The sequence below is a fragment of the Agarivorans sp. Toyoura001 genome (assembly GCF_005405585.1).
Taxonomy (GTDB): domain Bacteria; phylum Pseudomonadota; class Gammaproteobacteria; order Enterobacterales; family Celerinatantimonadaceae; genus Agarivorans.
Window position 1 is genome coordinate 142855 of the sequence record NZ_BJEQ01000006.1, and the last position, 25710, is coordinate 168564.

Sequence of the window (25710 nt, forward strand, 5' to 3'; positions counted from 1 at the left end):
TTGAATTCTCTAAACGCTAAGCAATATTAACAATATATCTTGCTGGAAAGGTAATTTCCAGATAGTATCTTTCTAGAAAGATAAATGCGAGAAGATTATGCAACACAAGATTTCTAAAAAACTGATTTTATTGCTGGCATCGGTATTTGCGATGACGCCCTACGCCATTGATAGTTATTTGCCCGCTATTCCAATTATTGCTAATGATTTTGACGTAAATACCTCGTTAGTGGCGATAACTGTCAGCATTTACGTTTTTGGTATGGCCTTAGGCCAGCTTATTGGTGGGCCCTTATCCGATAAATACGGGCGAAAACCGGTGATGGTAGCGGGATTATTGATTTTTGCACTATGCAGCGTATTTTTGGCATTAGCTAACAGCCTGGAACTATTCTGGTTATGGCGAATACTTCAGTCGATTGGCGGTGGCGTTGCTGTGGTAGGAGTGCCGGCTGTTATACGGGACAACGCTGAAGGTAAAGAAGCTGCAAAGCTGTTTTCATTGGTTATGCTGATCATGATGATTGCTCCCTCTATCGCTCCTTCAATAGGTACCTTGATTCTACAAATCTCTAACTGGCATTGGATTTTCATAAGCTCTGGCATATTTGCTTGTGTAGTTGCGATATGGGCGATATTTGTTATGCCCAAACAAGTTAAAAGCACAGCCCCTCATGCGAGTTCGATAGGCTTTTTGGATGTATTAAAGAACAAGCAGGCTTTAGGATACTTAATAGCCCAAGCGTTCGCTTATGGCGTTTTGATGACTTTTATCACAAATGCGCCTTTTGCATACATTGTCACCTTTGGAATTTCAGAAGAGCTGTTCTCACTACTGTTTATTGCAAACGTAGTGGGAGTAGTAATGGTTAACCGCTATAACTCTTATCGACTTAACCATACAGAACCTGAGCATATGTTGGTGAGCTTTTTAGCCCTTCAGTTGTTTGGTGGTGTGGTATTAATTAGCGCGCTAATTATTGCGCCTACAAATCTTTGGTTTGCCGCAAGTGGTTTTATCATTGTAATGGCGGCTACTGGCGGAACCATGTCTAACGCTAATGCGTGTTTCTTAAAACATTTTGCTAAAGGAGCTGGCACAGCGCAAGCCGTTCTAGGCGCAACGCAGTTTTTTGCTGGCGCTGCCATCAGCGCTATCGCGGCAATGCTTTCGACAAATAGCTTGTGGGCGATGGTTCTCATCATTGCAGGTTCAGCGCTAATTGCCTTGCTGTCGACCTTAAAAGCTAATGCCTTAAATGCCCATGACTTACATCGTCAACTAAAACATGGAATCGGCTAATCTGACCCGGCGAATCTCCACAAAGCCAAATATCTTGCTGTATTTGGCTTTCTCTACAGATTTGTAATAACGCCTAAGCTAACAGCATTCTTGTTCAATGGTATAGAGTAACTCGCTGGCCTGCTTATCATCGCAAAGCGCAAAATATTCGTATAAAGGATTCGTTTGGTTACCAATAAAGTTAAGGTTGTCACGCTTCATTTTTAGTTGTTCTGCCCTTTTACCTTTAAAGTAGTCTTGCCAAAGCTTGCCGCCATGCTCAGCCGCTAAATGCTGGTCTAAAAGGGTGATTAAACGATCTGCATTTTCATCACAACGAATGTTGCAAAATGAAACATAACGGTCGGTACGTGTATTGTTCATGGTTAAGCCACCTCACTAAAAAGCCGCCTAGCAGTTATTACTAGGCAGCTTTAGTAAATTAAATTGAAAATGTGTCCTTAATTACTCTTCATGCAGGGCGACAACGAGGCCTATGGCAAGATCGACACTATTAGTCAATCGCGCACAACTCGTTCCGTTCGCCATTAAGAACAGATCAAAATAGCTGGCACTGATAAACGGTTCACGTTCTGCCATATCGTCTTCACTGCATTCAATAATTCGAATACTCGGATGATGCTTTTTAAAACAAGCAAGTTGCTGCTGGTAGTCGTGTTGGTTAGCTAATTTGGCAATAAAGGTATCAATCAAACTCTGACTCAGAGCTTCATTCGTTTGTTGGGCTTTATCGCTACAGCCACAACGATTATGTTTTAGATTCGCAGTTGACGGATTGTCATTCCCACATTGGCAAGTCCCCGCTTGTTGGGGCTGGTGAAGCTTACCATCGCCTTTACAATTACATTGCTTAGTCGCATGCGGTACATCGGGTTCTAAGGTAGACATAATTCCACCTCCTGCTTTTCTAATAGTCGCGCTAACCAACGTGGAGGGGTATCCATTACGCTTTGTAAGCGCTGAAGGATATCTTGGCTAGGTTGTGGCGTGAGTTGTTTTAACGGCAAGATATCAGCACGGCTGACTCTGGCTGCAGCCGGTCCACCTATCGACAAAGTCGCTAATAATTGGCAATCTTTTATTAACTCAATGAGATAAGAGGTACGCGCATCGCCACTGAGGTTTTCCGCTACCGGGCGTACATCAACTAACTGATAGCCGCTTGCGTTAATTTGATAGACCAAAAAACGTAAACAAGAACCAAAATGACCATCTATTTGTTCTAAATTATTGGAGCTAACAGCCAGTTGCACCACTGGCCCTGCTAGCTCTTTTGCCGCAGGCACGCTGGGTGCCTGCATTTGGCTTATTTGATCAGAGGTTAATATTGCGTGTACTTGATTTACTTGGCCACGCTCTATGGTTAATCGAGAATCTTCCAGTACACCACGTAATACTTTTGGGCTTAACGTTCGCAGTTTCTTTTCGGTTAGCGGTTCGCTACATTGTTTTACCAGCAAACTAATAAACTGTTTTAAGCCTATTTCCGGCACCGCTTTAGATGCCATTGCCAGCCGCAAGGCCAGCTTATCACTCATTGGCTGTTTCATAACTGCTTCCTTGATTTATGGGGGCTTACCTCACTAACTCACACTAAGCTCGCCTAGCTCTAAATGTTTTGGGCAAGCTTGGCGCTGGACTAACCGGTTCGATATAGAATTTACTGCCGTCGCCTAGCTCTATCTCCCCGCCCCATTGATCAGCATGATCAAACTGCAATGAGTTAATGGGAAGCTCTAGATCCTTTTTAGCGATATAGGCTTGTAACGCTCCGGACGATTCGCGACTTATGATTAAATTAGGCATTGCTGTTCCTTAAGTTGGCTGGGAACAACTCCCAGCCAGGCTTGGTAGTGGAGCTTAACGGACTAGGTCAAAGCCATAATCTGTTTTACCCATTTCACTGGTATCAAGATCTAGCTTGGCCAGCACCTCGTTGACTAAGGTCGTCAACATGTACATACCGCCTTCGTAACCTAAGGTTGTGTTGCGATGTAAATGGTGGCGATCGAAGATCGGAAAGCCTAAGCGAATTAACGGCACTTCAAACTCTTCACCTTTTGCTTTGGTGTCGCGCTGAATAAACTTGCCGTAAGAGTTACCAATCATAAAGTCTGGTTTGTTGGTGAACATCAATGAACGGAAATGCCACAAGTCTTTACCAACGTGGATCTCAGCATTGGCAGTAGATGGCGATTGCGCAATCAGAACTTCCATCTTCTTGCGCCAGCGCTTGGCTGCGTTGTTACACAAAATGTGTTTAACTTCACAGCCTAGTTCTTGTAGGAACTTGGTTAAGCCCATCAAATAATCAGGATCGCCATAGATAGAGAAGCTCACACCGTGTAACCAGGTATGGGAATCGGTCATCATGTCGACTAAACGGCCACGCTCAGTAGCTAAAGATTCAGGAATTTCTTTGCCTGTAAGCTCAGATATTTTGATCAATAGCTCGTCTGTCCAATCTAAGCCCATTGGAATGTTGGTGGCAGGAACTTCATGCTTCCAGGTTCCTTCAACAAACTTTTTGGTTTTAACCAGTTGATCAGGTTGCAATAGCAAAGTGGTAATCGCGTTAGGTGCGTCTTCTAATTCAGCTAGCGGTGTACCGCCGGCATACATACGATATTCTCCATCGGCTGGCGTATCTAATACTTCTGACGGATCAGACAACAAACAGTAATCAACACCCATTTGCTGCATCATTTTGTGAATAATGCGGTAGTTACCCAAGTAGGTTTCAAAACCCGGAACCAAGTTAATTTTACCGTTGCTGGCGACTTTTTTATCGTCCATGCTTTTTGCCGTGAAATACTTAGCAAAACCCTCAAACATGCCGTCCCACCCAGTGACATGACTGCCAACAAAGCTAGGCGTATGTGCAAACGGAGTGGGTAGTTCTTCTGGAATGTAGCCTTCTTTTTTGGCGTTACCAATAAAAGCATTTAAGTCATCACCAATCACTTCGGCCATACAGGTTGTGGATACAGCAATCACTTCTGGCTTGTACAACGCCAAAGAGTTTTGCAAGCCGTCAAACATGTTTTTCTGGCCACCAAACACTGCTGCATCTTCGGTCATAGAATCAGACACACATGCAACAGGTTCTTTAAAATGGCGGTTAAAATACGTGCGGAAGTAAGCCACACAACCTTGAGAACCATGCACATAAGGCAATGTTTTCTCAAAACCTAAAGCACATAACACAGAGCCTAAAGGTTGGCAGGCCTTGGCTGGGTCTACGGTTAGGGTTTTACGCGAAAAGTTTAGATCTTGATATTCTTGAGTGGTGGTCCACTCAAACACCTCTTTCACCTTTTCGTCGCTTGCCCCCTCTTCATGATCGCTACGCTTGCGCGCCATCATGTCTTTATATTCTGGCTGTTCGAACAAGGGGTAGCCAGGTTTGATATCGTCTACTTGTTGACTCATTTTCTCTCTCCTTTCGCGCCACTCATCTGTGAACTACGAATTGAGTTAATGTGTAAAGCGCTAGTGCACTCATCCTGATCTTGCCTAGCACTTAAGCCGCAGCTTTGGCACTTTTCCATGGTGGTGTCAATTTGTCCCAACATGGGTTGTTTAAGGTCATATCCATATCGCGGGCAAAAATCGCAAAGCCATCAAAGCCGTGGTAAGGACCAGAGTAATCCCAGCTGTGCATTTGACGAAAAGGAATACCCATTTTCTGGAAGATGTACTTCTCTTTAACTCCAGCACCAATCAGATCAGGTTTAAGCTTTTCAGCAAAGGCTTCTAGCTCGTAACCAGTCACGTCATCATAAATAAGCGTGGCGTCTTTCACTTCAGGCACGGTTTTGCTGTAGTCGTCGTTATGGCCAAACTCATAACCGGCTCCCACAATCTCCATGCCTAAGTCTTCGTAGGCTCCAATAACGTGACGCGGGCGTAAACCACCTACGTATAACATTACTTTTTTGCCTTCTAAGCGTGGGCGGTACTTGTCGATAACCGCTTGCCATTGTGCTTTGTAGCCAGCAATCACTTCTTCAGCCTTGGCTTGAATTTTTTCATCAAACTTGGCAGCAATAGCGCGTAGCGACTCTTCACACTTGGTAGGGCCGAACAGGTTGTACTCCATCCATGGCACACCATATTTCTCTTCCATATGACGACAGATGTAGTTCATTGAGCGGTAGCAGTGCACCAGGTTTAGTTTTACTGAAGGAGTGTTTTCAAGCTCAGGTAAAGTACCGTCACCCGACCATTGGGCGACTACACGCAGGCCAATTTCTTCAAGTAATATACGTGACGACCACGCATCACCGCCGATGTTGTAGTCACCTATAATGGCGACGTCGTAATCAGTAGTTGCGACTTCTTTGCCTTCCGATTTATCTAATACGTAATCACGTAAGGTATCGTTAGCAATGTGGTGACCCAGTGATTGACTCACCCCACGGAAACCTTCACAACGCACTGGCACAATGGTTTTACCAATTTCTGCGCCCTTAGTTTTAGCCACGGCTTCAATATCGTCACCGATAAGGCCAACTGGACATTCAGATTGAATCGACAAACCTTTAGCCAGCGGAAATAGCATTTCTACTTCGTCAACCATGGTCGCTAGCTTTTTATCGCCACCAAACACGATGTCACGCTCTTGGAAATCAGAAGTGAAGTTCATGGTGCCAAAGCTATTTACACCTGTGTAACCGGTGTAATAGTTACGACGCCCAGCGCGTGAGTATTGACCACATCCCACTGGGCCATGAGAGATATGTACCATATCTTTAATTGGTCCCCACACTACCCCTTTAGAGCCTGCGTAAGCACAACCACGCGCGGTCATTACACCGGGCAATGATTTACGGTTAGCGGTAATACAACTACCAGCTTCTCCGTCATTGGCACCTAAGTGCTTTTTTCGGTCGGCTTTAGCTTTCTCTGGATAGACTTCTAGCACTTCATCAATCAGCGCTTGAGTCTCTGCTTTTTTATCTGACATTGCTGCCTCCTATAGCATTGATATATTCACTAAGATGAGTGATTAAGCCGTTGCTTCTTCAGCTGTTTGACCAATGATTGATTCGTCTTCTTCATCCATGATGCCGAATTCCATCAATAGTTCTTCAAGCTCGTCCATCGTTACCGGTGTAGGAACAACAAACAGTTGGTTTTCTATGATTTTGTTGGCTAACGTGCGGTATTCGTTGGCTTGGTTACACTTAGGGTTATATTCAATTACCGTCATACGGCGGATTTCAGCTTGTTGTACTACGTTGTCACGCGGTACGAAGTGGATCATTTGGGTACCGATTTTGGCGGCTAGTGCTTCAATAAGCTCATCTTCTCGATCACATTTACGCGAGTTACATATAAGACCAGCTAAACGCACACTACCCGTAGCAGCATACTTACAAATACCTTTTGAAATGTTGTTAGCGGCGTACATCGCCATCATTTCACCAGATACAACAATGTAGATTTCTTGCGCTTTGTTTTCACGAATAGGCATGGCAAAACCACCACACACAACGTCACCAAGTACATCGTAAAATACAAAGTCTAAGTCTTCTTCGTATGCGCCCTCTTCTTCTAAGAAGTTAATGGCAGTAATCACACCACGACCAGCACAACCAACACCTGGCTCAGGACCGCCAGACTCAACACAGCGAACACCGCCATAGCCCACTTTAAGTACATCTTCTAATTCGATGTCTTCCACTGAGCCTGCTTCTGCAGCCATTTCCATGATGGTGTTCTGCGCTTTTGCATGTAAGATTAAGCGCGTTGAATCCGCCTTAGGATCACAACCAATAATCATTACTTTTTTGCCCGCTTCCGCTAAAGCTCCAACCAAGTTTTGAGTAGTGGTAGATTTACCAATACCGCCTTTTCCGTAAATTGCACATTGACGAATAGCCATAATATTTCTTCCTATTAGCTTGATTAACGGTTCCCGCTGTAGCTATTGCGAATACTGTTCCAAACCTTCAGGAAACACGTAAGATACTGTAATTTATGAAATAAATATTTTTCAAGTGTATTTAAACAATAGAACTAGCTGACAATCGCTCGAGCAAATGTCGCGTTTGTAGCAAAGGTGACTAGCGTATTGGAGGGATGGTTCGGTAATTTGGATGGTGTAGCGCATGAGCTAAAACTAATTTTATGGCCTTTAACACAAGCACTTAATGTCTATTAGGGAATAAGTCTTAGTAGCTCATCAAGCCGGGTTAAATGGTGCAAACAAGGAAATGACTAAAAATTAATAAAAATAGTAAGAATGAAATCTATATAAATTCAAAGTAACTAAATAATGCTTTTAGGAGATTTGAACAAATATCCGCCTTTTAAACGCCTATACAGCCCCTTTAAAGAGTGTTTATTGCTGCCTGGTTTTCGGCTAAACCACAGTAGATAACGACTTTCTTAAGTAAATAGTTTACTAATTACTCATTAGTAAAAATTTTGTGCTAAACATTATGTTAGACAGATATTGTTTACAGTAAGGGCTAAAGGATGAAGCCAGTTGTCTACGTAGATATACAAGGACAAATTTGGAAAGTGATGGCCGATGGTCAGTGGGTGAAAGTAACGCCTTCTGAAATAGTCGACACCAGTGTTCCGTTAGTAAAAAACGTCATTAATGAGTTAGCTAAAAATCCGCTATTGGAAACAACTGCTGAAGATAGCGAGACCGCAGCTCCTCCCCTCTATTCTCCAAACACCACTAACAATAGTACCAACCAATCTAGTCAAGGCGCTTCATTTGTGGTTAGGGTGCAACCAACCTTAGATGAGACACTTCCAGAAGCGGGTTTTACTACCCAGAATAGTGATTTAAGTATTAGCGCCACTGAAAACCAAGGGGCTCAGGCCGATGCTATCCCCCCCTTGAGTAACGATGCCGTTATAACAGTAAATATTATTGACGGTGGTGATGGCTACGAAAACCAATTTGAAGTGCCCTCGGTAGTAATACAAGGAAACACCATTGATGTTGAAGATGGCCGAGTGGTGGTTATCACCCTTACTGACGCTAGCGGACAAACCATTACCGTAAATGCAGTGGTCGACAACAACAGCTATCAATACCAAGGCTTAGATATTCAGCTGTTGAGTGAGGGTAAGATAGATGTAAATGCCAGCGTAACGGATTACTTTGGTCAATTTGTAGAGGCTAGCGATTCAACAATTAAAGATGTAGTGGCCAGTATAGAAGCTGAAATAGATGGCCAAGGAGATCTTTATGTTAATCAGTATGAGCAATCCTCCACTCCTTTGCACGGTGACATAGTTGGCATAGAAAACGGACAAACCGTATTTGTGCAAATTACCGACCTTGCTGGTAACCAGCTTAATTTCACTACCGCGGTAGTTAACAACCAATGGCAAATTGCCAATAACGATTTATCTGGTCTACAAGATGGTGAGCTAAGCATTACCGCAAATGCTATAGATATTGCAGGTAATCCAGCAACAGCAACATCTACAATTACAAAAGATACCCAAGCAAGTATAGAAGCCAATATTGATGGCTTAGGCGACAACTACATAAACGCCGTGGAAGTTACCACCACAAGGTTATTTGGTGAAGTAGCGAATATTGAGAACGGTCAAAGCATTAGCATCAGCGTAAATGATGGCAATGGTGGACAGCTTAACTTTGACACCACCGTTAGCAACAATAGCTGGCAAATCAACAATGTAGATTTAAGTTCACTGGCCGAAGGGACACTAAGCATTACCGCTAATACACTAGATATTGCCGGTAACATTGCTACCGCAGACTCAAGTATTGTTAAAGACACCCTAGCGGAAATAAATGCAAATGTTGATGGCCAGGGTGACAACTATATAAACGCAGTAGAAGCACCCACTACCCGTTTGTTTGGTGAGTTAAACAATGTTGAGGAAGGACAGTTAGTCACAGTCGTGGTTACCGATAGTAATGGTGATCAATTAACGCTAGAAACTCAGGTCATTAATGGTGCCTGGGAACTAGCAAGCACAGACTTATCAAGCTTGCTTGATGGCCAACTCACGCTAGAAGCTTCAACCACAGACATTGCAGGTAATATTACCGTCGCCAATTCAAGCATTGTTAAAGACACTCAAGCGACCATTAGCGCACGATTTGAAGGCAATGGAGACAATGCCATCAATCAGTCTGAAGTAGGCTCAACCTTATTAGAAGGAAGCTTAATTGACGTAGAAGATGGTCAAACCGTGTTCATTAGTGTTACTGACTCACAAGGGGGAAGCCTTAGCTTTGAAGTGCAATCACTAAACAATCAATGGCAAACCACCGAAAACTTGGCCAGTTTAGCCGATGGCCAATTGAACTTAACCGCACACACCACCGATGTAGCAGGTAACCCAACAACAGCCACCAGCGTAATCACCTTAGATACCGGTATTCCTACCATTGATATCGATACCTTAGATGGCTTTAATGTTGCACAATTTAAAGCTGGCACTCTCACTAGCCTACAAGGAACCACCACCGGCGTTGAACAAGGTCAGCTAGTGAGTATTCAAATAAGCGACGGAAACCTAAGCATTGAAGCACTAGCCAGCGTAGATAACAATGGTAATTGGGTGACCAACAACATAGATACCAGTAGCTTACAAAAGCTAGAACCTTGGACACTCAATACCTCAGTAAATGATGTGGCAGGTAATAACGCACAAGATGCATTGCCCTTGTTAAACGAACCTGACCCTCATATTTTACTCGAAACCGACCTATACCAAACCGGCGTATTGGTAACCAACTCCAACGTAAACATCTACGATGCACAAGCGATTAGTTTTGCAGAGAACCAGCCTGAACTGGCAGGTGTTGAATCAGAAGGCAGCGCGGTTGCCTTAAGTGTCTCGGCAGACAATAAAACCCTAGAAGCGCGCACTGTTGATACCAACGAACTGGTATTTAAGTTTACTGTTCTGGCAAATAACTCTATTCAGACCTTAGTTTACCGGGCCCTAGACAACGACTTAAATACTGATGAATCATTTTTAACACCGATCATTTCAGCCACTCAGTATGATTCTGATGGAACCAGCGAAACCGTACTTACCCCCTTAGTGATTGCGCTTAAAGACTCCGTTCCTCAAGTGCATAACGACTTTGCTCAGGTTATCGAAGGTGAATCGGTTTTTGGTAATGTAACTGATAATGACTTTAGCCTAGACGGTGACTTAAACGTCACTCAAGTCACCGTTGACGGAGTGACTAAAGACGTGGGGACAATTCCTGTTGTCTTTGATACTGACCAAGGGCGTTTATTTGTAGATAACAGCGGATACTGGTTTTTTAATGCCAACCGAAATTTAAACCACCAGCAAGATCAAGAGTTACGATTTGAGTATCAAGTCACCGATAGCTCAGGTGATACAGGCAACGCTTTTAACAACATAGTAATTAGCGATGGTGCTGCCGGTCATTTTGTTGATGATTTGGCTGTTAGCACCGAAGGCAATTTAGATAACTCACCTAACAGCTTTACTGAAACCTTTACGATAAAACCAGGGAGTGATAACCCAGACCCAGAAAGCCTTGCCTTCAGCGAAGCCACGCTTGTAGATTTACAATCGCTATTTCTCACTAGCAGCACGCATTTAACATCCCTTGATTACTCCTTAAGTGACGACGGTAAAACCATTAGCGCAGAAGTGCCTTTTATTGGCTTAGTATTTACTTTGAGTCTGACAGGCCTTGCAAATGGTGATGAGCTTATTGGTACAACCACCTTAACCATGTTTAATAGCATTAACCAGTTAAACAGCAGCGACTTAACCTTTCTAAAGCTCACTATATTGTCTAGCGACATAGACGGTAGTGACAATGCACCAGGTATTGTTGAGTGGGTGCTCTCAGACGGTAATAATCCTCAGCTTAACAATAACCAAGCAGTGATGCTTAATGAAGCCGATTTAATTACTGGTGAAGTTAGCGCTATAGGTAGCGTTGATTTAGTCGTGGGTAGTGATGCTATTGCTGCAGTTGCTTTTGATGAGCAACAACCAGCCCTTAGTAGCGGTGGCGAGCCTTTATCTTATGCTGTTTCCCCTTTAGGAAACACATTAACTGCATATACTAACGACATTAACGACCGCGTATTTACCATTAGCATTCTTGACACTTTTAACGGTGAAACAAGCGAAACACTTAATTATGAGTTCACCTTATTTAAAGGCATAGACCAAAACAATGGCTCTCAGTTTCCAATAACACTAAACGTGCGTGATACCGACAATGATTCCCAAAGCGTAAATTTAGACATTACGATAAACGATAGTAGCGATATATTTATCGCGGTCATGGATATTCAACTAAGTGAGTCGCCGCGAGATCCAAGTACTCCTGTTGACGCATTTAGCACTGCCACTAGCACGGTATCATTAGTCTCTAAGCAAGATCCTATTGATCAAATAGCGATAGATATAACCAATGGCGACCCAGTTTTAGATTCCAATAACAATCCTTTAAGTCAGAATGGCCAAGCACTTACTTGGCGCGACAACGCAGATGGCAGTTATGACGCCATACTCAGCACTAACGAAGTTGTATTCACAGTGAGCTTACCTGAAGACATAAACATAGCTGCTGACAGTGCTGCCGATGTAGACTTAACAATCAATCTCTATAGCCAAGTCGATCACTTACCCACCTCCCAAGAACAAAGCTTAACTATTGCTCTTCCAATTAAAGCCAGTGATACCGATGGCACTTCGCAAACGGCCACATCATTAGTAACTATTTTTGATGGTATAGATCCGAGCATTAGCGCTGTAGGCCAAATAGAAGTAGATGAAGCCGATTTAGCAGACGGTAATCAGCCTAATGGGGCGTCTAGTGTTGACCCAGTTATAAGCATAAAACAAGGCAGTGATGATATTGCCGAGTTGCGAATAGACACCGCGGCATTTAACGCCCTAGGACTTAAATCCAGTGGCAGCCCTATAAGCTTAACAGCAGCCAATAGTGATGGTTGGTACATAGCCAGTAATGGCTTAGCGGAAGATATATTTCAAATTAGAATCAACCTAGATGGCAGTACCGAGTTTGTGCTTTTAGCCCCCCTTGACCACCCAGATGGGCTTGGTGAGAATTTACTTTCTTTAGATTTTAGCGTGACCGCCATTGACGCCGATGGCGATGCTAGCTCGCCAGTTAATATAGCAGTGGCAGTAACCGACGATGTACCGCAAAGCGAAAACAGATCCTTAGATTTAGTGGAGGGAGAAAACTTTACCACTCAATTAATCAATGAAACTGTCAGTGGCGCTGATGGCGCCACGATCATCAGCTTCAATTACATGGGCACTGATTACAACATACCTGCTAACGGTTCAGAAACAGTCCCCTTATATAACCCAAATCTATTAACAGAAGTTTATGGCGAGTTGACTATTCATGCTAACGGCCAGTTGGAACTCACGACTGAGAGTGACGTAACCGAGGACCCAGCGTTAGTCGATTCGATTACCTATGTAGTCGAAGATTTTGATGGTGACCAAGTCACCAGTAGCGCCACTTTGAACTTGGGAGATTCTCCTGGGGTGATTAGAACCGAAGACGTGCAAACCACTGAAGACAATGAGGTCGCTCTGTCTATTGAAGTTAGACCTGGTGATACCGATCAAAACGAAACTGTCACTAACATACTCATCGACGAAGCTTCACTAAATGGCGGAAGCTTATGGTTAGGCAACGTCCAACTCATTGCAAGTGGAGGTGTATTTACCATCACTGATTTAGAGATTATTGATGGTAACTCCAAACCGAATGGGATTTTAACCTACCAGCCAGCAGAAAATGAGTCTGACACCACCAGTGCAGTAGATATTCTAGTGAGCGCCACTATCGATACGGTTTCTGGAAACAGAACCATTAATGCTGACATTGCGGTATCTGTTTTACCGGTAGCGGATACCCCGGTTTGGGACGGTGCATCACAAACCATCTACAACATGGTGGAAGATGATGGTTCTGTGCAAACTTTAGACATTGCCGCAAACTTGGTTGATCAAGTAGATGGTTCTGAATCACTAAGCTATCAATTTGCCGATTTACCTAACGGTTTACACTTAAGTCTAAACGGCAATGCCATTAAAGAAGGGAAAAGCTATACACAAGCACAATTAGACCAAGTTACTGTTAAAGCAGACAACAACCTAGCGGGTCAATTTGTATTTACACTCATTGCCGTCGCAACTGAGTCTGGCAACGTATTCGCGAGTCCAAGTGACCAAACGGCGCAAACTAGCCAATCCATTACGGTAAATGTACAACCTGAAGCAGACTTACCCAGCTTGTCGGTAAGAGATATTAAAGGCTTAGAAGATCATGCCATTGATGTGAGTGAGGTTATCGCCGCGCAACTTACCGATACTGATGGGTCAGAAACACTCAGCTATAAAATAGTGGTAGACCCTGGCTGGCAGGTTGTAGGTGGTTCTAGTGCTCTTGATGGCCCTAATACCTACCTAGTTGATGCTAATGAGGTTGATGCAGGTTTAATAACACTCATTCCTAAACAAGACATCAGTTCGGTTAGCGAAACATTGACCATCAGTGTTTCGGCAATTGCCACTGAATCAACCATAGATGGTTTAATACCAAGCCCTGTGTCAATAGAAGCGCCTGCTCAAACTGTCACCATTGAGCTTAAGGGTGTTGTAGATGAGCCTCTAGGTGCCGACTCTGGTGCGGGCAATTGGGCAGTAGACCAAGCCAACAACATCATTAGCAATCAAGTGAGTGTAAACGAAGATCAATTAATCCCCTTGGATTTTGAATTTAGTACCAGTGATAACGACGCCTCTGAGAGCATTAACCTGCTAATTACTAATCTACCCAGTGGAATTACTTTAGTTGATAACATGGGGGCACCATACCCCCTAGCGCCGGTCGCGAAAGACCCAGTAACTGGAGGGGTCTATCAAATAAGCAACGACATTCTGTCTGAGCTTTATATAAGAACTACCGATGATTTTAGTGGCGAGTTATCTTTCGACATTATCGCTATCTCTACAGAACCCGATGGAGACAGTGGCGATTTCAACTATACCGTTAATATTGAAGTGTCACCGATAGTCGATGAAAACGACGGGAATAACCTAACATCGCAAGCAATAGAAGACCGCGAAGCCTCTCTAAATTTATTACCCGCATTAGGCGCTGATAGTGATGGCAGTGAGTCTGTAACTGGCTACACCATTGTAAGCTTGCCTACTGGCATAAATTTGCTTTACGAGGGCGTGTCGATAGACGTAAGCGCGGGTGGCTTAGATTTGTCTACTTTGTTTGACCTTAATACCACTAGCTGGGAAGAGTTTTTAGCCAGTGGAAAATTGGTTATTCAAGCAGATACCGATCTTAGTGGAGATTTTACCATACCCATCACCTACCAAGTCACTGATACCGCACCAAACGGCAGCACTGATATAAAAACCATTAATGCCGATTTACAAGTGAACGATGCCGCCAGAGTTGAGCTAAATACACGCTTAAGTGCCACAACAGAGCCACTTACTAGCATAGACGGAAGCGCCATCTCGCTTGATGGCAGCGTATTGTTCATTGAAGAGGATATCGATGGTTCAGAATATCTAGACTACATAGAGATTGTGATTCCAGACGGGGCGTTCTTTGAAGTACACCACCCCAATGGGGCCACTATGGGAGCCAGCAACAATTGGATCATTCCCGCCAATGGTTTAAGCAGTGACGCTATAGTAGAAACAGCTGCAGATATACTCGCAGGTGCAACGCTGTTTAGCGCTTTAGATACCGATGAAACCACCATTATTGTAAAAGCAAGAGTAATAGACGGCGAAGATGGTCGGTTCATCTCGGCGCCTTTGCTGGTCCAAGTTACTGGGCATTCCGGCGGCGGAGGCATCCCTTGCACGCCTTCCGAGCCCGGTGATATGTCTACATCCACTGTTGACGCGATAGAGGGAGAAGATATTAGTGTGGCTGGCCACCTTGATGGGGATATAGCCAATGATCCAAGTGATGTTATCTCGTTCTATATTTCGGTGGATGATCTACCTGAAAATGTAGAGTTAGAAGGCGGAGAAATTTACCCAGAGTACAACGCGCTAGGCCAAATAACTGGATATACGATTTCAGCTACTGCAATAGAAACCATGACCATTGTGGGTTTAGACGAAGATTACGCTGGCCAGTTACAGATCCCAGTTACGGTAATTGTTACCGATACCTGCACAGGTGACAGTATTAGCGAACAGCAGTTCATAAATATTGAAGTGCAGCCTGTAGTTGACGATATTGGGTTAACGGTTTCTAGCAATACCATTCAAGAAGACACCACAACAAACTTAAACATGGCGTTTGTTCTTGGCGATTCCAATATCGCTGGTGAAGGTATCGAGACGATAAACAGTTTACTCTTAACTGTACCGGCAAACAGCCAGTTCATCGGTGACTCTTCGATTATTGTAGACAATGGCAATGATACCTGGACAGTCTTAGACCCAAGCAAATTAAACGAGATTGAGTTTAGGCCACCAAATAATTTTAGTGGTCAACTCACCATCGACGTCTCAGCTAACATTACTGACCAAGCTGATGGCTTAGTAGATAATCAAACTAAAACAACCAGCGTAGTATTAGATGTGCAGCCCATCACTGACTTCGTGCTACTCGACGCTCTAAACAGCAGCGGCAATGAAGATAGCTATATAAAAATTGAGGGCTTATTAGCAAACGCTGTAGACCAAGACGGATCGGAAACCTTTTCGCTCAGTATCAGAGGAGTCCCTGAGGGCGCAGTATTAAGTTATTTCGATGGCAATAACTATCAACTACTTGAGAATGATGGTGCCGATGGCGGTAGTTTTAATGGTAATCCCACCCAAGCTTGGGGCGTGGATATCAGCCAGCTATCTGAGGTTTATTTAAGTCCTCCGCTCGATTTTAGCGGCGACATTCCCTTAGTGTTTGAAGCTATAAGCGTAGAAACAGGCACCAATGACTTCAAAGCCAGTACTCAAGACTTTGTGGTTGGGGTGATGCCAATTGGCGATGATAGCCAGTTTTTCGATGTCCCCGATAACATCACAGGATTAGAAAACGACGCCATTAGCATCCCCGTTAATATCAGTAGTTTTGAAAGCAATAGCAATGAGCAAATTTTAGTGGGTGTTCAAATAAACAATAACTCTGACCCTAGCGCACTGATTGGTTTAGATCGTATTTCTATTAATGGTCAAGAAGCTCGGTTTGTTAATAATGGTTCAGGATACATTGCCTCACTGCTGATTAGTGCCTCCAGCGTTTCCAGCATCGAGCTCTATGCAGGTGATGCCTTCGGACAACTCGATGTTAGCTTGTACTCCGAAACTAAAGACAGTGCCTTTGTATTAGGTACACAACAAAGTGATTTTGGGGATCTGGCCACAGAAAACCTCACGATTAACATTTCACCTCTACCCGATCCGCCAGTAGTTAACCTGCAATTTAGCCACATTATTGCTGAACAAAGTGGCGATATCCCATTAGGCCTCAATATGGAACTGACCAACCCTGCTGCTAACGAAGTGGGTAAATTGACCCTTTCAGGGATTCCTGATGGGCTTGAAATTTCGGGGCAAACGGCAGTGAACGGTGAGTTGGTTTTTAACTCAAATGAGGTGGCTGATTTAGCCATTACTGGTGGACACAATCTCGCCACTGATTTTACCTTAACAATAGATAGCTTTGCCAAGATAGATAGCGATAAAGCAGAAGGCATTAGTCAAGAATTAGATATTTCATTAGTTGCTGTGGGCGACAGTTCCCTTGAAGGTGGTATACAGCAGGATTTGATTATCGGCGGCTCGGGAAATGATCTCCTTACTGGTGGCTTAAACAATGATGTATTTGCTTTTAGGAGCGAAGACCAAGGCACGATTGTAGATCCAAGCGTTGATACGATAACTGACTTTAACGCGGCCGAAAACGCTGACGCGATTGACTTAAGCAGTATCTTAAATGGATTAGGTATAACCAATGGAACAAGTGCAGAAGCCTACATTGAATTAAGCGAGCTTTCCGGTTCGGCACTTATGACAATTAAACCAGACGCCAGTAACGTTACGCAAAGTATTCATTTATCGGGCGTAAGTTTAGATGACTTATACAAGGGCGATGCTAGCGTGGCCGACCAATCTGACTTATTACAAAAAATGATAGACGACCAAAATCTCATTATAAGCTAAGGAAAATATGGAACAGCAGGACGCCTGGTTAGACAGCATTGAATGGATGTGTCGCCATTTCGGTCAAAGCTTTAATCGCTTAACCCTATTGCGCGGTCTTCCTTTGGAAAATGGACAGCTAAATGCTGATCTTTTCGCTCGTGCGTGTCAACAAACAGGCCTAAAAGCGGTTCCAGTAAAACTAGAACAAACCAAACAATTTAGCGGCGTATTGGTAGCCCTAGATAAACAACAACAGCTACGGATGGTGACCGAAATCGACCAACAAATGGTTAATTATCAGTTTTCCAACAAAAACGCAGCTTGCCAACAAACCTTAAAGAACTTTAAAGCCGAAGTCTCACAACAGCTTTGGCTCATCAGCCCTACAATCACCAAAGACACCAGGGTGGAACAGTTACACGATACCAAACAGCAACACTGGATAACACAAGCACTCAATGAGGTAAAACCTTGGTTTAGAGACTTACTCTTAGCGTCAGTATTTATCAATTTACTGGCGATGGTTGTGCCGCTTTTCACTATGAATGTTTATGATCGAGTGGTGCCCAATCAGGCGTTCAATACTTTGTGGACATTAGCAATAGGGGTAAGCGTTGCGCTGCTTTTTGATTGGTTGTTGCGTAAAGCACGCAGCAATATTACCGACATGGCCGGCAAGCAAATCGATAACAAGCTTTCAGCAAGCATTATGCAAAAAGTGCTAGGCATGAGCTTAGAGAATAAACCTCAATCAGTAGGGGCGTTTTCTCGACAAATACAAGACTTTGACAGTGTGCGCGAGTTCTTTACTTCAATAACCCTTGTCACCTTAGTCGACCTCCCCTTTACCTTGTTTTTCTTAGTGCTAATTGCCTGGCTCGGTGGGCCAATGGTGTTTGTCCCGTTAAGCGTGTTAATTGGATTACTCAGTTTTAGTTTACTGATGAAAGCAAAGATCGCGGCCAGCATGGAGCAAACCGCTAAGCTGTCAACTCAACGGCAAGCAGAGTTATTTGAAACCTTATCTAGTTTAACTGAAGTAAAACAATTCAACGCCGAAGGCGCTAGCCAACGAACTTGGGAGCAAACCACCAGCCAAATGAGCGACTGGCAAATACGCTCTAGGCACCTAAGTAACTTAGTGAGCCATTCAATCGTTACCAGCCAACAAGTTGTCACTATTGGCTTAGTAGTCATTGGTGTATACCGTATTTCTGAAGGGCTTTTAAGCATGGGTGGTTTAATTGCCATTGTTATGTTGAGTGGGCGCGCGGCTGGTGCTATTAACCAGCTCTCCATGCTTATCTTACGCTACCAACAATGCCGCTCGGCCATTCAAGGTTTAGAACAAGTCATGGAATTACCTCAAGAACACAAGCCAGAGCAAATTATTCAGCCCGGTAGTTTCAAAGGAAAATTGGTGTTTGATAAAGTCAGTTTGTGTTACCCAGAGCAAAACTTTAATGCGCTAAGCAATATTGAACTACAAGTGATGCCAGGCGAGCGACTGGGCATAATAGGTAGTGCTGGCTCGGGGAAATCAAGCCTGATTTCTTTAATAGCTGGTCAATATTCTCCCACTAGCGGGCAAATACTTTATCAAGATATTGATTCGTCGATGTGGCCTCCAACCGTACTGCGCCAACAAATAGGCTGGTTAGGACAAGATGCTCATTTGGTATTCGGTAGTGTTATACAAAACATACTGTTAGGGGAATCTGAATTAGACGAACAAAAACTCGCATCGGCCATTAGCCAATCTGGTCTTCAAACCCACCTTGAACGTTTAAGTAATGGTCTCGAGAGCCAAGTGGGTGAACGCGGAATGTTGTTATCGGGCGGACAGCGTCAAGCGGTAGCACTAGCCCGAGCTCTATATAGACAACCCAAACTGCTGCTGTTAGACGAGCCGGTAAGCTCCTTGGATAACAATAATCAAAGTTTGATAAAGCAAAGCTTAAGCAAGCTACCGCGTGATATGACGATGGTAATAAGTTCCCATCAACAAAGCTTATTGAGTATTTGCGACCGAATCATTGTACTTGAAAGAGGACATTTGGTCGCTAATGACAAGGCTTCAGTAATTTTGGGACTTCAATCCAAAAAACGTCACTCAGTGAGTGTGGTGAGAGAGGCGAAACATGACTAGTCAACTTGCCTGGCAACAGCAACGCTTAGCCCAACAATCTCGCCTCATTGTATGGCTCTGTGTGGGACTGATAATTAGCCTCATTGTATGGGCAACTTTAGCCACCTTAGATGAAGTAGTCGTAGGCGATGGTAAAGTCGTTCCCTCTTCCGCCATCAGTAAAATTCAAAGTTTAGAGGGTGGAATTGTTAAACAGCTGTATGTAGAAGTAGGTGACCACGTGAGCCAAGGACAGACTCTACTATCCCTAGAAGATACTCGATTTAGAGCAGCATTTTTGGAAAGTGAACAACAGCGAAGCACCCTGCTCGCTCAAGAAACCAGACTTATTGCAGAACTTGCTAGCGTAAGCATAAATACCAGCCCGAAAGATTGGACACAGCAAGTAACAGTGAGCCCGAAACCGCTTGAGTTTATAAACCAAAATCATCGCGCACAAACTAATTCGAGCGCAAATTTTGCACAACGTATCCGCCAGCTGAATGCACAACTCGAAGAAGCTACTTTAAGTGTCGAACAGCATCAACAAGCGCTAAACGATGCCATAGGTAATCAACAAACCCTGCAACATAGCCTAGTGGTGGTAGAGCAAGAAATATCGATGTTAGAAGATGTTGTCGCCAGCGGAGCCGTAGCAAAAGTTGAATTGCTTAAGCTACAGCGCGACAAAATTCAGCTTAATGGTGATATTACTAGCGCTAAACTAATGGCAAGCAAACTTCGAGCGGCCATTAATGAAGCCATTTTAGAGCGAAGAAACATTGCCGTTGAGTTTAGAACTAAAGCACAGGCTCAGCTAAATGAGGTATCGGCCAAGTTAGCGCAGTTAGATGAAAGCCAACGAGCGGTAGCCGACCAACTTAATCGAACCAAACTCACCTCGCCTATTGAGGGCACAGTAAAAGACATACTAGTGCGGTCGATTGGCGGCGTGATTCGCCCCGGCGAAGCGATTATGGAAATTGTCCCGCAAGATAGCCGGCTCATTATAGAAACCAAAATAGCACCTAAAGATATCGGATTTATCCACGAAGGCTTGCCGGCGATGGTGAAGTTTACTGCGTTTGACTTTGTGGTGTATGGCGGACAAAAAGGCACCGTTAGCTACGTAAGCCCCGACGCCTTACAAGATGAAGATGGTAGCACCTATTACAGGGCGCACATTCTACTCAATCAAACAGCTAATCCTAACTTGCAGGTAATCCCAGGCATGCAAGCCATGGTAGACATATTAACCGGGGAAAAATCAGTATTGAGCTATTGGCTTAAACCCTTACTCAGGGCTAAAGCTAGTGCTCTTCGTGAACCTTAACGGATGAGGAGAAGGAATGCGTTCATCTGTAATAATTGCCGCTACTTGGCTACTAAGTGTAAATGCAACTGCATTATCCATCGAAGAATCAGTCGCTTATGCCATTGACTACAGCCCTGATGTGGCCGGCCAATATGCCCGCTTTCAATCAGTATTACGAGATGTAGATGGCGCTCAAGCAGACTACCTTCCGCAACTGAATGTATATGCTGCTGCGGGTTACGAAGACACCTATTACAACAGTGGTGTACAAGTCCCTAGTGACGAGCGCAATTTAAATCGAACTGAAGTTGGTATAAAAGCCTCTCAGTTAATCTTCGACGGTTTAAAAACCAACGCCAATATCTCTCGTTTAAGTTACGAAGCTGAGTCAGAACGCATGCTGCTTTTGTCTGACGCTGAAAACGTCGCCTTAGACGTGATTAGAGTGTATTTAAACACCCTTAAAGCACAAACGGTATTGGAGCTTAGCCAACGAAACGTGCTAGAGCACCAAGAGATTTATAACGATATTCTAGAACGTACCCAAAATGGTTTAAGCAGTAATTCCGATTTAGCCCAAATATCAGCGCGAGTGGCCACATCTAAAAGCTCTACGATAGCCGCCACTAATAATCTTTACGATCTACAGGCTCAGTATTCGCGGTTGGTGGGTCGACTTCCCGAAGACTTAGTAAAGCCACAATTTGACTATCAGCTAATACCGAACAATAAAGAACTAGCCATACAGCAAGGAATTGATACCCATCCAGAGATTCAATCTGCGATGGCAGACATTGAAGCCGCTCATCAAGAAACTCGCCGTGAACGAGGCAACTATTACCCAGAGTTTAACCTTGAAGCTGTAGCCAACAGAAATGACAACGTTGGTGGTATTCGTGGACCTGACCGCGACGCGCGAATAATGCTAACAATGAGCTATGACATTTTTAGTGGTGGGCGTACCACCGCGAATACGGAAGCCGCAGCTTGGCGCAGTGAGCAAGCAAGAACCACTCGAATACGTGCCCAACGCGAAGTAGTTGAAGGCACAACATTGGCTTGGCATGCGTATGAATTACTCGCCCAACAAAAGCAATTACTTCAAGTAAATGTAGATGCAGCCAAGGCCGCTGAGCTGGGTTACGTAGAACAATTTAATGTGGGGAGGCGAAGTTTGCTTGATGTGCTTGATGCCAAGGTGGAGGTATTTTTAGCCCGCAAAAACTATATTGAAACGGACTACGAACACACCCTTGCAGCCTATCGAATATTAAATGCGATGGGTCGCTTAACCTACGCATTGAGAGTTGAATACCCTGAGCAATGGCAAACGGAGGCTAAACAATGAGCATTAAAAATACCATTCTCATGTCAGTTTGTTTGCTGGTTATAGCCTGCGCCAAGCAACCAGATACTCAAGTCACTCGCCATCAAATCGACGATCTTAGAGATCATGACAATGATGGGGTTATCAATCAACGCGACAAATGCAGGGAAACCCCTTCCGGTACGCTGATAGATAACAATGGCTGTGCTATTTGGCTAAGTGAACAATCCTTTGCCATTCATAGCGTGTTATTTGACTTAGATAAGTCCGAGATTAGAAATGATCAACATGAGCAGATACAGCACTTAACGCTAACTTTACAGCAAAACCCGCAACTGCAAGTGACACTGATAGGTGATACAAGTAGTGAAGGCAACGAAACCTACAATCATCGGCTTGCTAAACAACGCACCGATGCAATTACCCTAGCCTTAACAAAACAAGGTGTCGATAAGCAGCGAATACTAATACAAGAGTATTACCAAGATACTGATTACACTCATCAGCTGAAACAGCGAAAACGACGGGTCATTGCGGTTCTTAAAGAACAGCAGTTACAGGCTCAAACGCAGTGGACTATTTATAGTTCTGAAAAGGCAACATTGCGAGGAGTTGAACAATGAAGCTAATCCATAGTTTTCTTTGGTCCACCATGCTGATTACTTACTTAGCGCAAGCAGATACCCAGCAGCGTATTTTAGTTGAACACGAACTTGTAGAACCCGTGATTGAGTTGATAAAAAGCGCTGAACTCGCTGAGCAATTAGGCATTATAAAAACCACCACAGTAAGCCAAAGCTTTATTGAAGGAAAAGGTCGCGTAGGTATTAGTTCTCAGCGATGGTTAGACAGTGACATGGCGGAGTTTGTTAAACGTTATGGTTATCAACCTATTGAGTTGTTTTTTAGCTCCGACGCTGCTGCCATACTGGTGCACCGAGACAATCCAATAAACGCTATCGATATGGTTTCTTTAGAGCAAATATTTGCCTGCCAAACAGAGGCTACCACTCTAAATTGGAACACTATAAATTCCAGTTATGCTAAAAGCGCTATTCAACGCTATGCGGTTAGTGAAGAGCTAGATCAACATCGAAAGTTTAACGAATTAGTAGCCTGTAGCGATGGCAAGCAAAATGCCGCAACTCAAGTCAGCACAACGCGGCTACTGAGCACACTGGATAAACAAACCGATGCGATTGCTTATACGCTTTACCAAAATAATTTTGACCAAGCAAAAGCACTACAGTTAATCGATAAGCAAGGCGACTATTTCGATTTAAATCACGAGACCATATTGTCGGGTCGCTACCCTTTGGCCAATGTTTACTATATGTATCTTAACATAGCCCCCAACGGCAACTACTCTCATTCGTCATATAGACAGTTTGTTCAGTACGTACAAACAGATGATGCCCAACAGCGAATGCTTAAGTACGGCTTTATCCCGTTACCAGAAGAGGCTTTACACCGAAATCTGGTGACATTGCAGCAAACCAGTCCAGAAATAGCTGGAGGCTATAAATAGCTGGAGGCTATAAATAGCCAATAGTAAAGGCGGCCATGCCGCCTTTACTATTCATATCTTGGATGTTGGTTTAGGAGAGATCAAATGGTCATTGATTAGGTCACTAATCAGGGTAGATAACTTTGTTCCACTCAGGAATTGGCGTGTTGTAAGGGTTAATTCGCCATGGTCTTGGCTTAGTTTTTTGCTTAATAACTTTGCAATATAAACTTAAATCATGGGTTCGATAACCCTCTGCCAGCTTGAAGTTTTCTTGTTTATCTTCAATCTCCATCCACACAATATCTGGACCAGCAGAAAGTTGGCAGCGTATCGGTTGATCAGAGTTGGAGGTTACCGTGGCTTTTAACTCGTTCCCTTCTAAGTTGGTGGTCAGGTTTCCAGGGTAAGCAAACACAATAGACGGGCTCAAGCAAAGAGCCGCAGAAATTATTATGGTTTTCTTACTGACTGAAGAGCCCATCTACTTTTTCCGCTTTTTTAGCCACTGCACTAGCTTGTTATTAGCCATTCTAATTTCACCTAAGGTTTTTTCATGAGCGGCAAAATTAGTCGATTTAGGTACCGCCACACGTTGTGATGAGTATATTCCGGTGTGTCCACTAAAATAGTAAGCAACAAAACAAGCCACAGCAAAATACAGCAAGTGGTCAGAGCCGAAAAGTTCAACCCCCATAATGGTACAAGCCAAAGGTGTGTTGGTAGCCGCCGCAAATACTGCGATGAAGCCAATTGCCGCAAATAAATCAACAGGAGCGCCCATTATCCAGGCTAAAGTATTACCCAAAGTGGCACCGATAAAGAACAACGGCGTTACTTCTCCCCCTTTAAAACCTGCGGCTAACGTAATAGCGGTGAGTAATAATTTTAGCATCCAGCTATACCACTCTGCACCGCCTTCATTAAAGGCGCTAATAATACTTACGCCTCCCTCACGATAACTATTAACCCCCAAACCTATATAGTCCTGGTTACCAATTAGCTTAACAATACAGACTACAATTACTCCGCCAACAATTGCGATCAAGTAAGGATTTTTGATGGTGTGCTTGAAGATGTCTTTAAACATAAACACCGACTCGCCAAATAGATACCCAACAATACCAAAAGCGATGGAGGCAACGAGTACTTTACCTAACATAAGTAAATCAACATGAACCACATGTTCAAACAGCATTACGTGCTCTAGGAAATCTATTTTGTATTGAGTATGCGGCGTGCCCCAGGCAGTACACACTACATCGGCTAAAATAGCCGCAAATAAGGCGGGTATGACGGAATCAAATCTAATTCTTCCTACAGCCAGAACCTCTAACGCAAAAATAGTGGCTGCCAAGGGAGTGCTAAACAACGCAGAAAAGCCAGCCGCCACCCCAGCACTTAACAAAATTTGGTAGTCGCGACCGGTTAACTTAAACATCTTTCCGTAGGCAGCACTACAAGCACCGCCAATTTGAACCGCGGTGCCTTCACGACCAGCTGAGCCACCAAATAAGTGGGTGACTACAGTAGATATAAGCACCAACGGGGCCATACGGGCCGGGATACCCGCTCCTGGTTGATGGATTTCATCAATGATTAAGTTATTACCAGATTCGGAGTTTTTGCCAAAACGGCGATAGATAAACACCACCACCACACCAGCAATAGGCAAAAAGTACAACAAGTAAGGATTGTCTGCGCGAGTATGGCTGGCGTAATCTAACAACCATAAAAACAGCGCGTTTAGTGAACCAACCACCAAAGCCAGTGGTATTAGCAATAGTAGCCAACGTAATAGTACAAACAAGGAGCTAGGGCTATTGGGTAACGGGCTTGGCATTAGAATTCCTTTGCAGCATATGGCCGTGCGGCTTAACGTCAAAACAAGAAACTAACATAACGCTGCTTGTTTTATTGTTACTTAAAGTAACAACATAGCGAA

Annotated in this window: 16 protein-coding genes; 7 read left to right on the top strand and 9 right to left on the bottom strand. The window is 43.8% G+C overall.

Annotated features, from left to right (window positions below; genetic code table 11):
* Positions 1 to 97: 97 nt before the first annotated feature.
* Positions 98 to 1303: a multidrug effflux MFS transporter gene (locus tag FFR00_RS10025; RefSeq protein WP_137673261.1), complete on the top strand. Its 1206-nt coding sequence runs from the start codon at positions 98 to 100 to the stop codon at positions 1301 to 1303.
* A gap of 78 nt (positions 1304 to 1381) precedes the next feature.
* Here the strand turns inward: FFR00_RS10025 and cowN are convergent, their stop codons facing one another.
* The 7 genes from cowN to nifH form a co-directional block, all read right to left on the bottom strand.
* Positions 1382 to 1666, bottom strand: a complete 285-nt coding sequence (gene cowN / locus FFR00_RS10030; protein WP_137673262.1) for a N(2)-fixation sustaining protein CowN — start codon at positions 1664 to 1666, stop codon at positions 1382 to 1384.
* Positions 1667 to 1747: 81 nt separating this feature from the next.
* Positions 1748 to 2191: a hypothetical protein gene (locus FFR00_RS10035; RefSeq protein ID WP_137673263.1), complete on the bottom strand. Its 444-nt coding sequence runs from the start codon at positions 2189 to 2191 to the stop codon at positions 1748 to 1750.
* The gene (locus tag FFR00_RS10040) at positions 2179 to 2853 is read right to left on the bottom strand and encodes a NifB/NifX family molybdenum-iron cluster-binding protein (protein WP_137673264.1); all 675 of its coding nucleotides are present in this window, start codon (positions 2851 to 2853) and stop codon (positions 2179 to 2181) included. Before FFR00_RS10040 ends, FFR00_RS10035 begins: the two co-directional genes overlap by 13 nt.
* A 43-nt stretch (positions 2854 to 2896) precedes the next feature.
* The gene (gene nifT, locus FFR00_RS10045; RefSeq protein ID WP_137673265.1) at positions 2897 to 3109 is read right to left on the bottom strand and encodes a putative nitrogen fixation protein NifT; all 213 of its coding nucleotides are present in this window, start codon (positions 3107 to 3109) and stop codon (positions 2897 to 2899) included.
* Between the two features lie 54 nt (positions 3110 to 3163).
* A complete protein-coding gene (gene nifK / locus FFR00_RS10050; RefSeq protein WP_137673266.1) occupies positions 3164 to 4735 on the bottom strand; it encodes a nitrogenase molybdenum-iron protein subunit beta in 1572 nt (523 codons plus the stop codon).
* Positions 4736 to 4826: 91 nt separating this feature from the next.
* Complete coding sequence (gene nifD / locus FFR00_RS10055; RefSeq protein ID WP_137673267.1) at positions 4827 to 6272, bottom strand: nitrogenase molybdenum-iron protein alpha chain; 1446 nt, start codon at positions 6270 to 6272, stop codon at positions 4827 to 4829.
* Between the two features lie 42 nt (positions 6273 to 6314).
* Complete coding sequence (gene nifH / locus FFR00_RS10060) at positions 6315 to 7193, bottom strand: nitrogenase iron protein (RefSeq protein ID WP_137673268.1); 879 nt, start codon at positions 7191 to 7193, stop codon at positions 6315 to 6317.
* Positions 7194 to 7789: 596 nt separating this feature from the next.
* Here nifH and FFR00_RS10065 point away from each other — a divergent pair.
* Genes FFR00_RS10065 through FFR00_RS10090 form a run of 6 tightly spaced genes read left to right on the top strand, consistent with a single transcriptional unit; the run spans position 7790 to position 23786 of the window.
* Complete coding sequence (locus FFR00_RS10065) at positions 7790 to 17506, top strand: RTX toxin (RefSeq protein WP_137673269.1); 9717 nt, start codon at positions 7790 to 7792, stop codon at positions 17504 to 17506.
* A gap of 7 nt (positions 17507 to 17513) precedes the next feature.
* Positions 17514 to 19637: a type I secretion system permease/ATPase gene (locus FFR00_RS10070; protein ID WP_137673270.1), complete on the top strand. Its 2124-nt coding sequence runs from the start codon at positions 17514 to 17516 to the stop codon at positions 19635 to 19637.
* Complete coding sequence (locus FFR00_RS10075) at positions 19630 to 20949, top strand: HlyD family type I secretion periplasmic adaptor subunit (protein WP_137673271.1); 1320 nt, start codon at positions 19630 to 19632, stop codon at positions 20947 to 20949. Before FFR00_RS10070 ends, FFR00_RS10075 begins: the two co-directional genes overlap by 8 nt.
* 16 nt (positions 20950 to 20965) lie before the next feature.
* A complete protein-coding gene (locus tag FFR00_RS10080) occupies positions 20966 to 22279 on the top strand; it encodes a TolC family outer membrane protein (protein WP_137673272.1) in 1314 nt (437 codons plus the stop codon).
* Positions 22276 to 22881, top strand: a complete 606-nt coding sequence (locus tag FFR00_RS10085) for an OmpA family protein (RefSeq protein ID WP_201798726.1) — start codon at positions 22276 to 22278, stop codon at positions 22879 to 22881. Before FFR00_RS10080 ends, FFR00_RS10085 begins: the two co-directional genes overlap by 4 nt.
* Entirely contained in the window at positions 22878 to 23786 is a 909-nt protein-coding gene (locus tag FFR00_RS10090) for a PstS family phosphate ABC transporter substrate-binding protein (protein ID WP_137673273.1), read from the top strand. Before FFR00_RS10085 ends, FFR00_RS10090 begins: the two co-directional genes overlap by 4 nt.
* Positions 23787 to 23889: 103 nt before the next feature.
* On the opposite strand, the gene FFR00_RS10095 is transcribed toward FFR00_RS10090, so the two are convergent.
* On the bottom strand, positions 23890 to 24198 hold the full coding sequence (locus FFR00_RS10095) for a hypothetical protein (protein ID WP_137673274.1): 309 nt from the start codon (positions 24196 to 24198) through the stop codon (positions 23890 to 23892).
* Between the two features lie 51 nt (positions 24199 to 24249).
* The gene (locus tag FFR00_RS10100) at positions 24250 to 25608 is read right to left on the bottom strand and encodes a voltage-gated chloride channel family protein (protein WP_137673275.1); all 1359 of its coding nucleotides are present in this window, start codon (positions 25606 to 25608) and stop codon (positions 24250 to 24252) included.
* Positions 25609 to 25710: the final 102 nt, after the last annotated feature.

Bases quoted from the DNA above. Each gene is read 5' to 3' on its own strand.
- FFR00_RS10035 (WP_137673263.1), bottom strand. From the start codon at position 2,191: ATGTCTACCTTAGAACCCGATGTACCGCATGCGACTAAGCAATGTAAT.
- nifH (WP_137673268.1), bottom strand. From the start codon at position 7,193: ATGGCTATTCGTCAATGTGCAATTTACGGAAAAGGCGGTATTGGTAAA.
- nifK (WP_137673266.1), bottom strand. From the start codon at position 4,735: ATGAGTCAACAAGTAGACGATATCAAACCTGGCTACCCCTTGTTCGAA.
- FFR00_RS10100 (WP_137673275.1), bottom strand. From the start codon at position 25,608: ATGCCAAGCCCGTTACCCAATAGCCCTAGCTCCTTGTTTGTACTATTA.
- FFR00_RS10065 (WP_137673269.1), top strand. From the start codon at position 7,790: ATGAAGCCAGTTGTCTACGTAGATATACAAGGACAAATTTGGAAAGTG.
- FFR00_RS10075 (WP_137673271.1), top strand. From the start codon at position 19,630: ATGACTAGTCAACTTGCCTGGCAACAGCAACGCTTAGCCCAACAATCT.
- FFR00_RS10080 (WP_137673272.1), top strand. From the start codon at position 20,966: ATGCGTTCATCTGTAATAATTGCCGCTACTTGGCTACTAAGTGTAAAT.
- FFR00_RS10085 (WP_201798726.1), top strand. From the start codon at position 22,276: ATGAGCATTAAAAATACCATTCTCATGTCAGTTTGTTTGCTGGTTATA.
- nifT (WP_137673265.1), bottom strand. From the start codon at position 3,109: ATGCCTAATTTAATCATAAGTCGCGAATCGTCCGGAGCGTTACAAGCC.
- FFR00_RS10090 (WP_137673273.1), top strand. From the start codon at position 22,878: ATGAAGCTAATCCATAGTTTTCTTTGGTCCACCATGCTGATTACTTAC.
- cowN (WP_137673262.1), bottom strand. From the start codon at position 1,666: ATGAACAATACACGTACCGACCGTTATGTTTCATTTTGCAACATTCGT.
- FFR00_RS10070 (WP_137673270.1), top strand. From the start codon at position 17,514: ATGGAACAGCAGGACGCCTGGTTAGACAGCATTGAATGGATGTGTCGC.
- FFR00_RS10040 (WP_137673264.1), bottom strand. From the start codon at position 2,853: ATGAAACAGCCAATGAGTGATAAGCTGGCCTTGCGGCTGGCAATGGCA.
- nifD (WP_137673267.1), bottom strand. From the start codon at position 6,272: ATGTCAGATAAAAAAGCAGAGACTCAAGCGCTGATTGATGAAGTGCTA.
- FFR00_RS10025 (WP_137673261.1), top strand. From the start codon at position 98: ATGCAACACAAGATTTCTAAAAAACTGATTTTATTGCTGGCATCGGTA.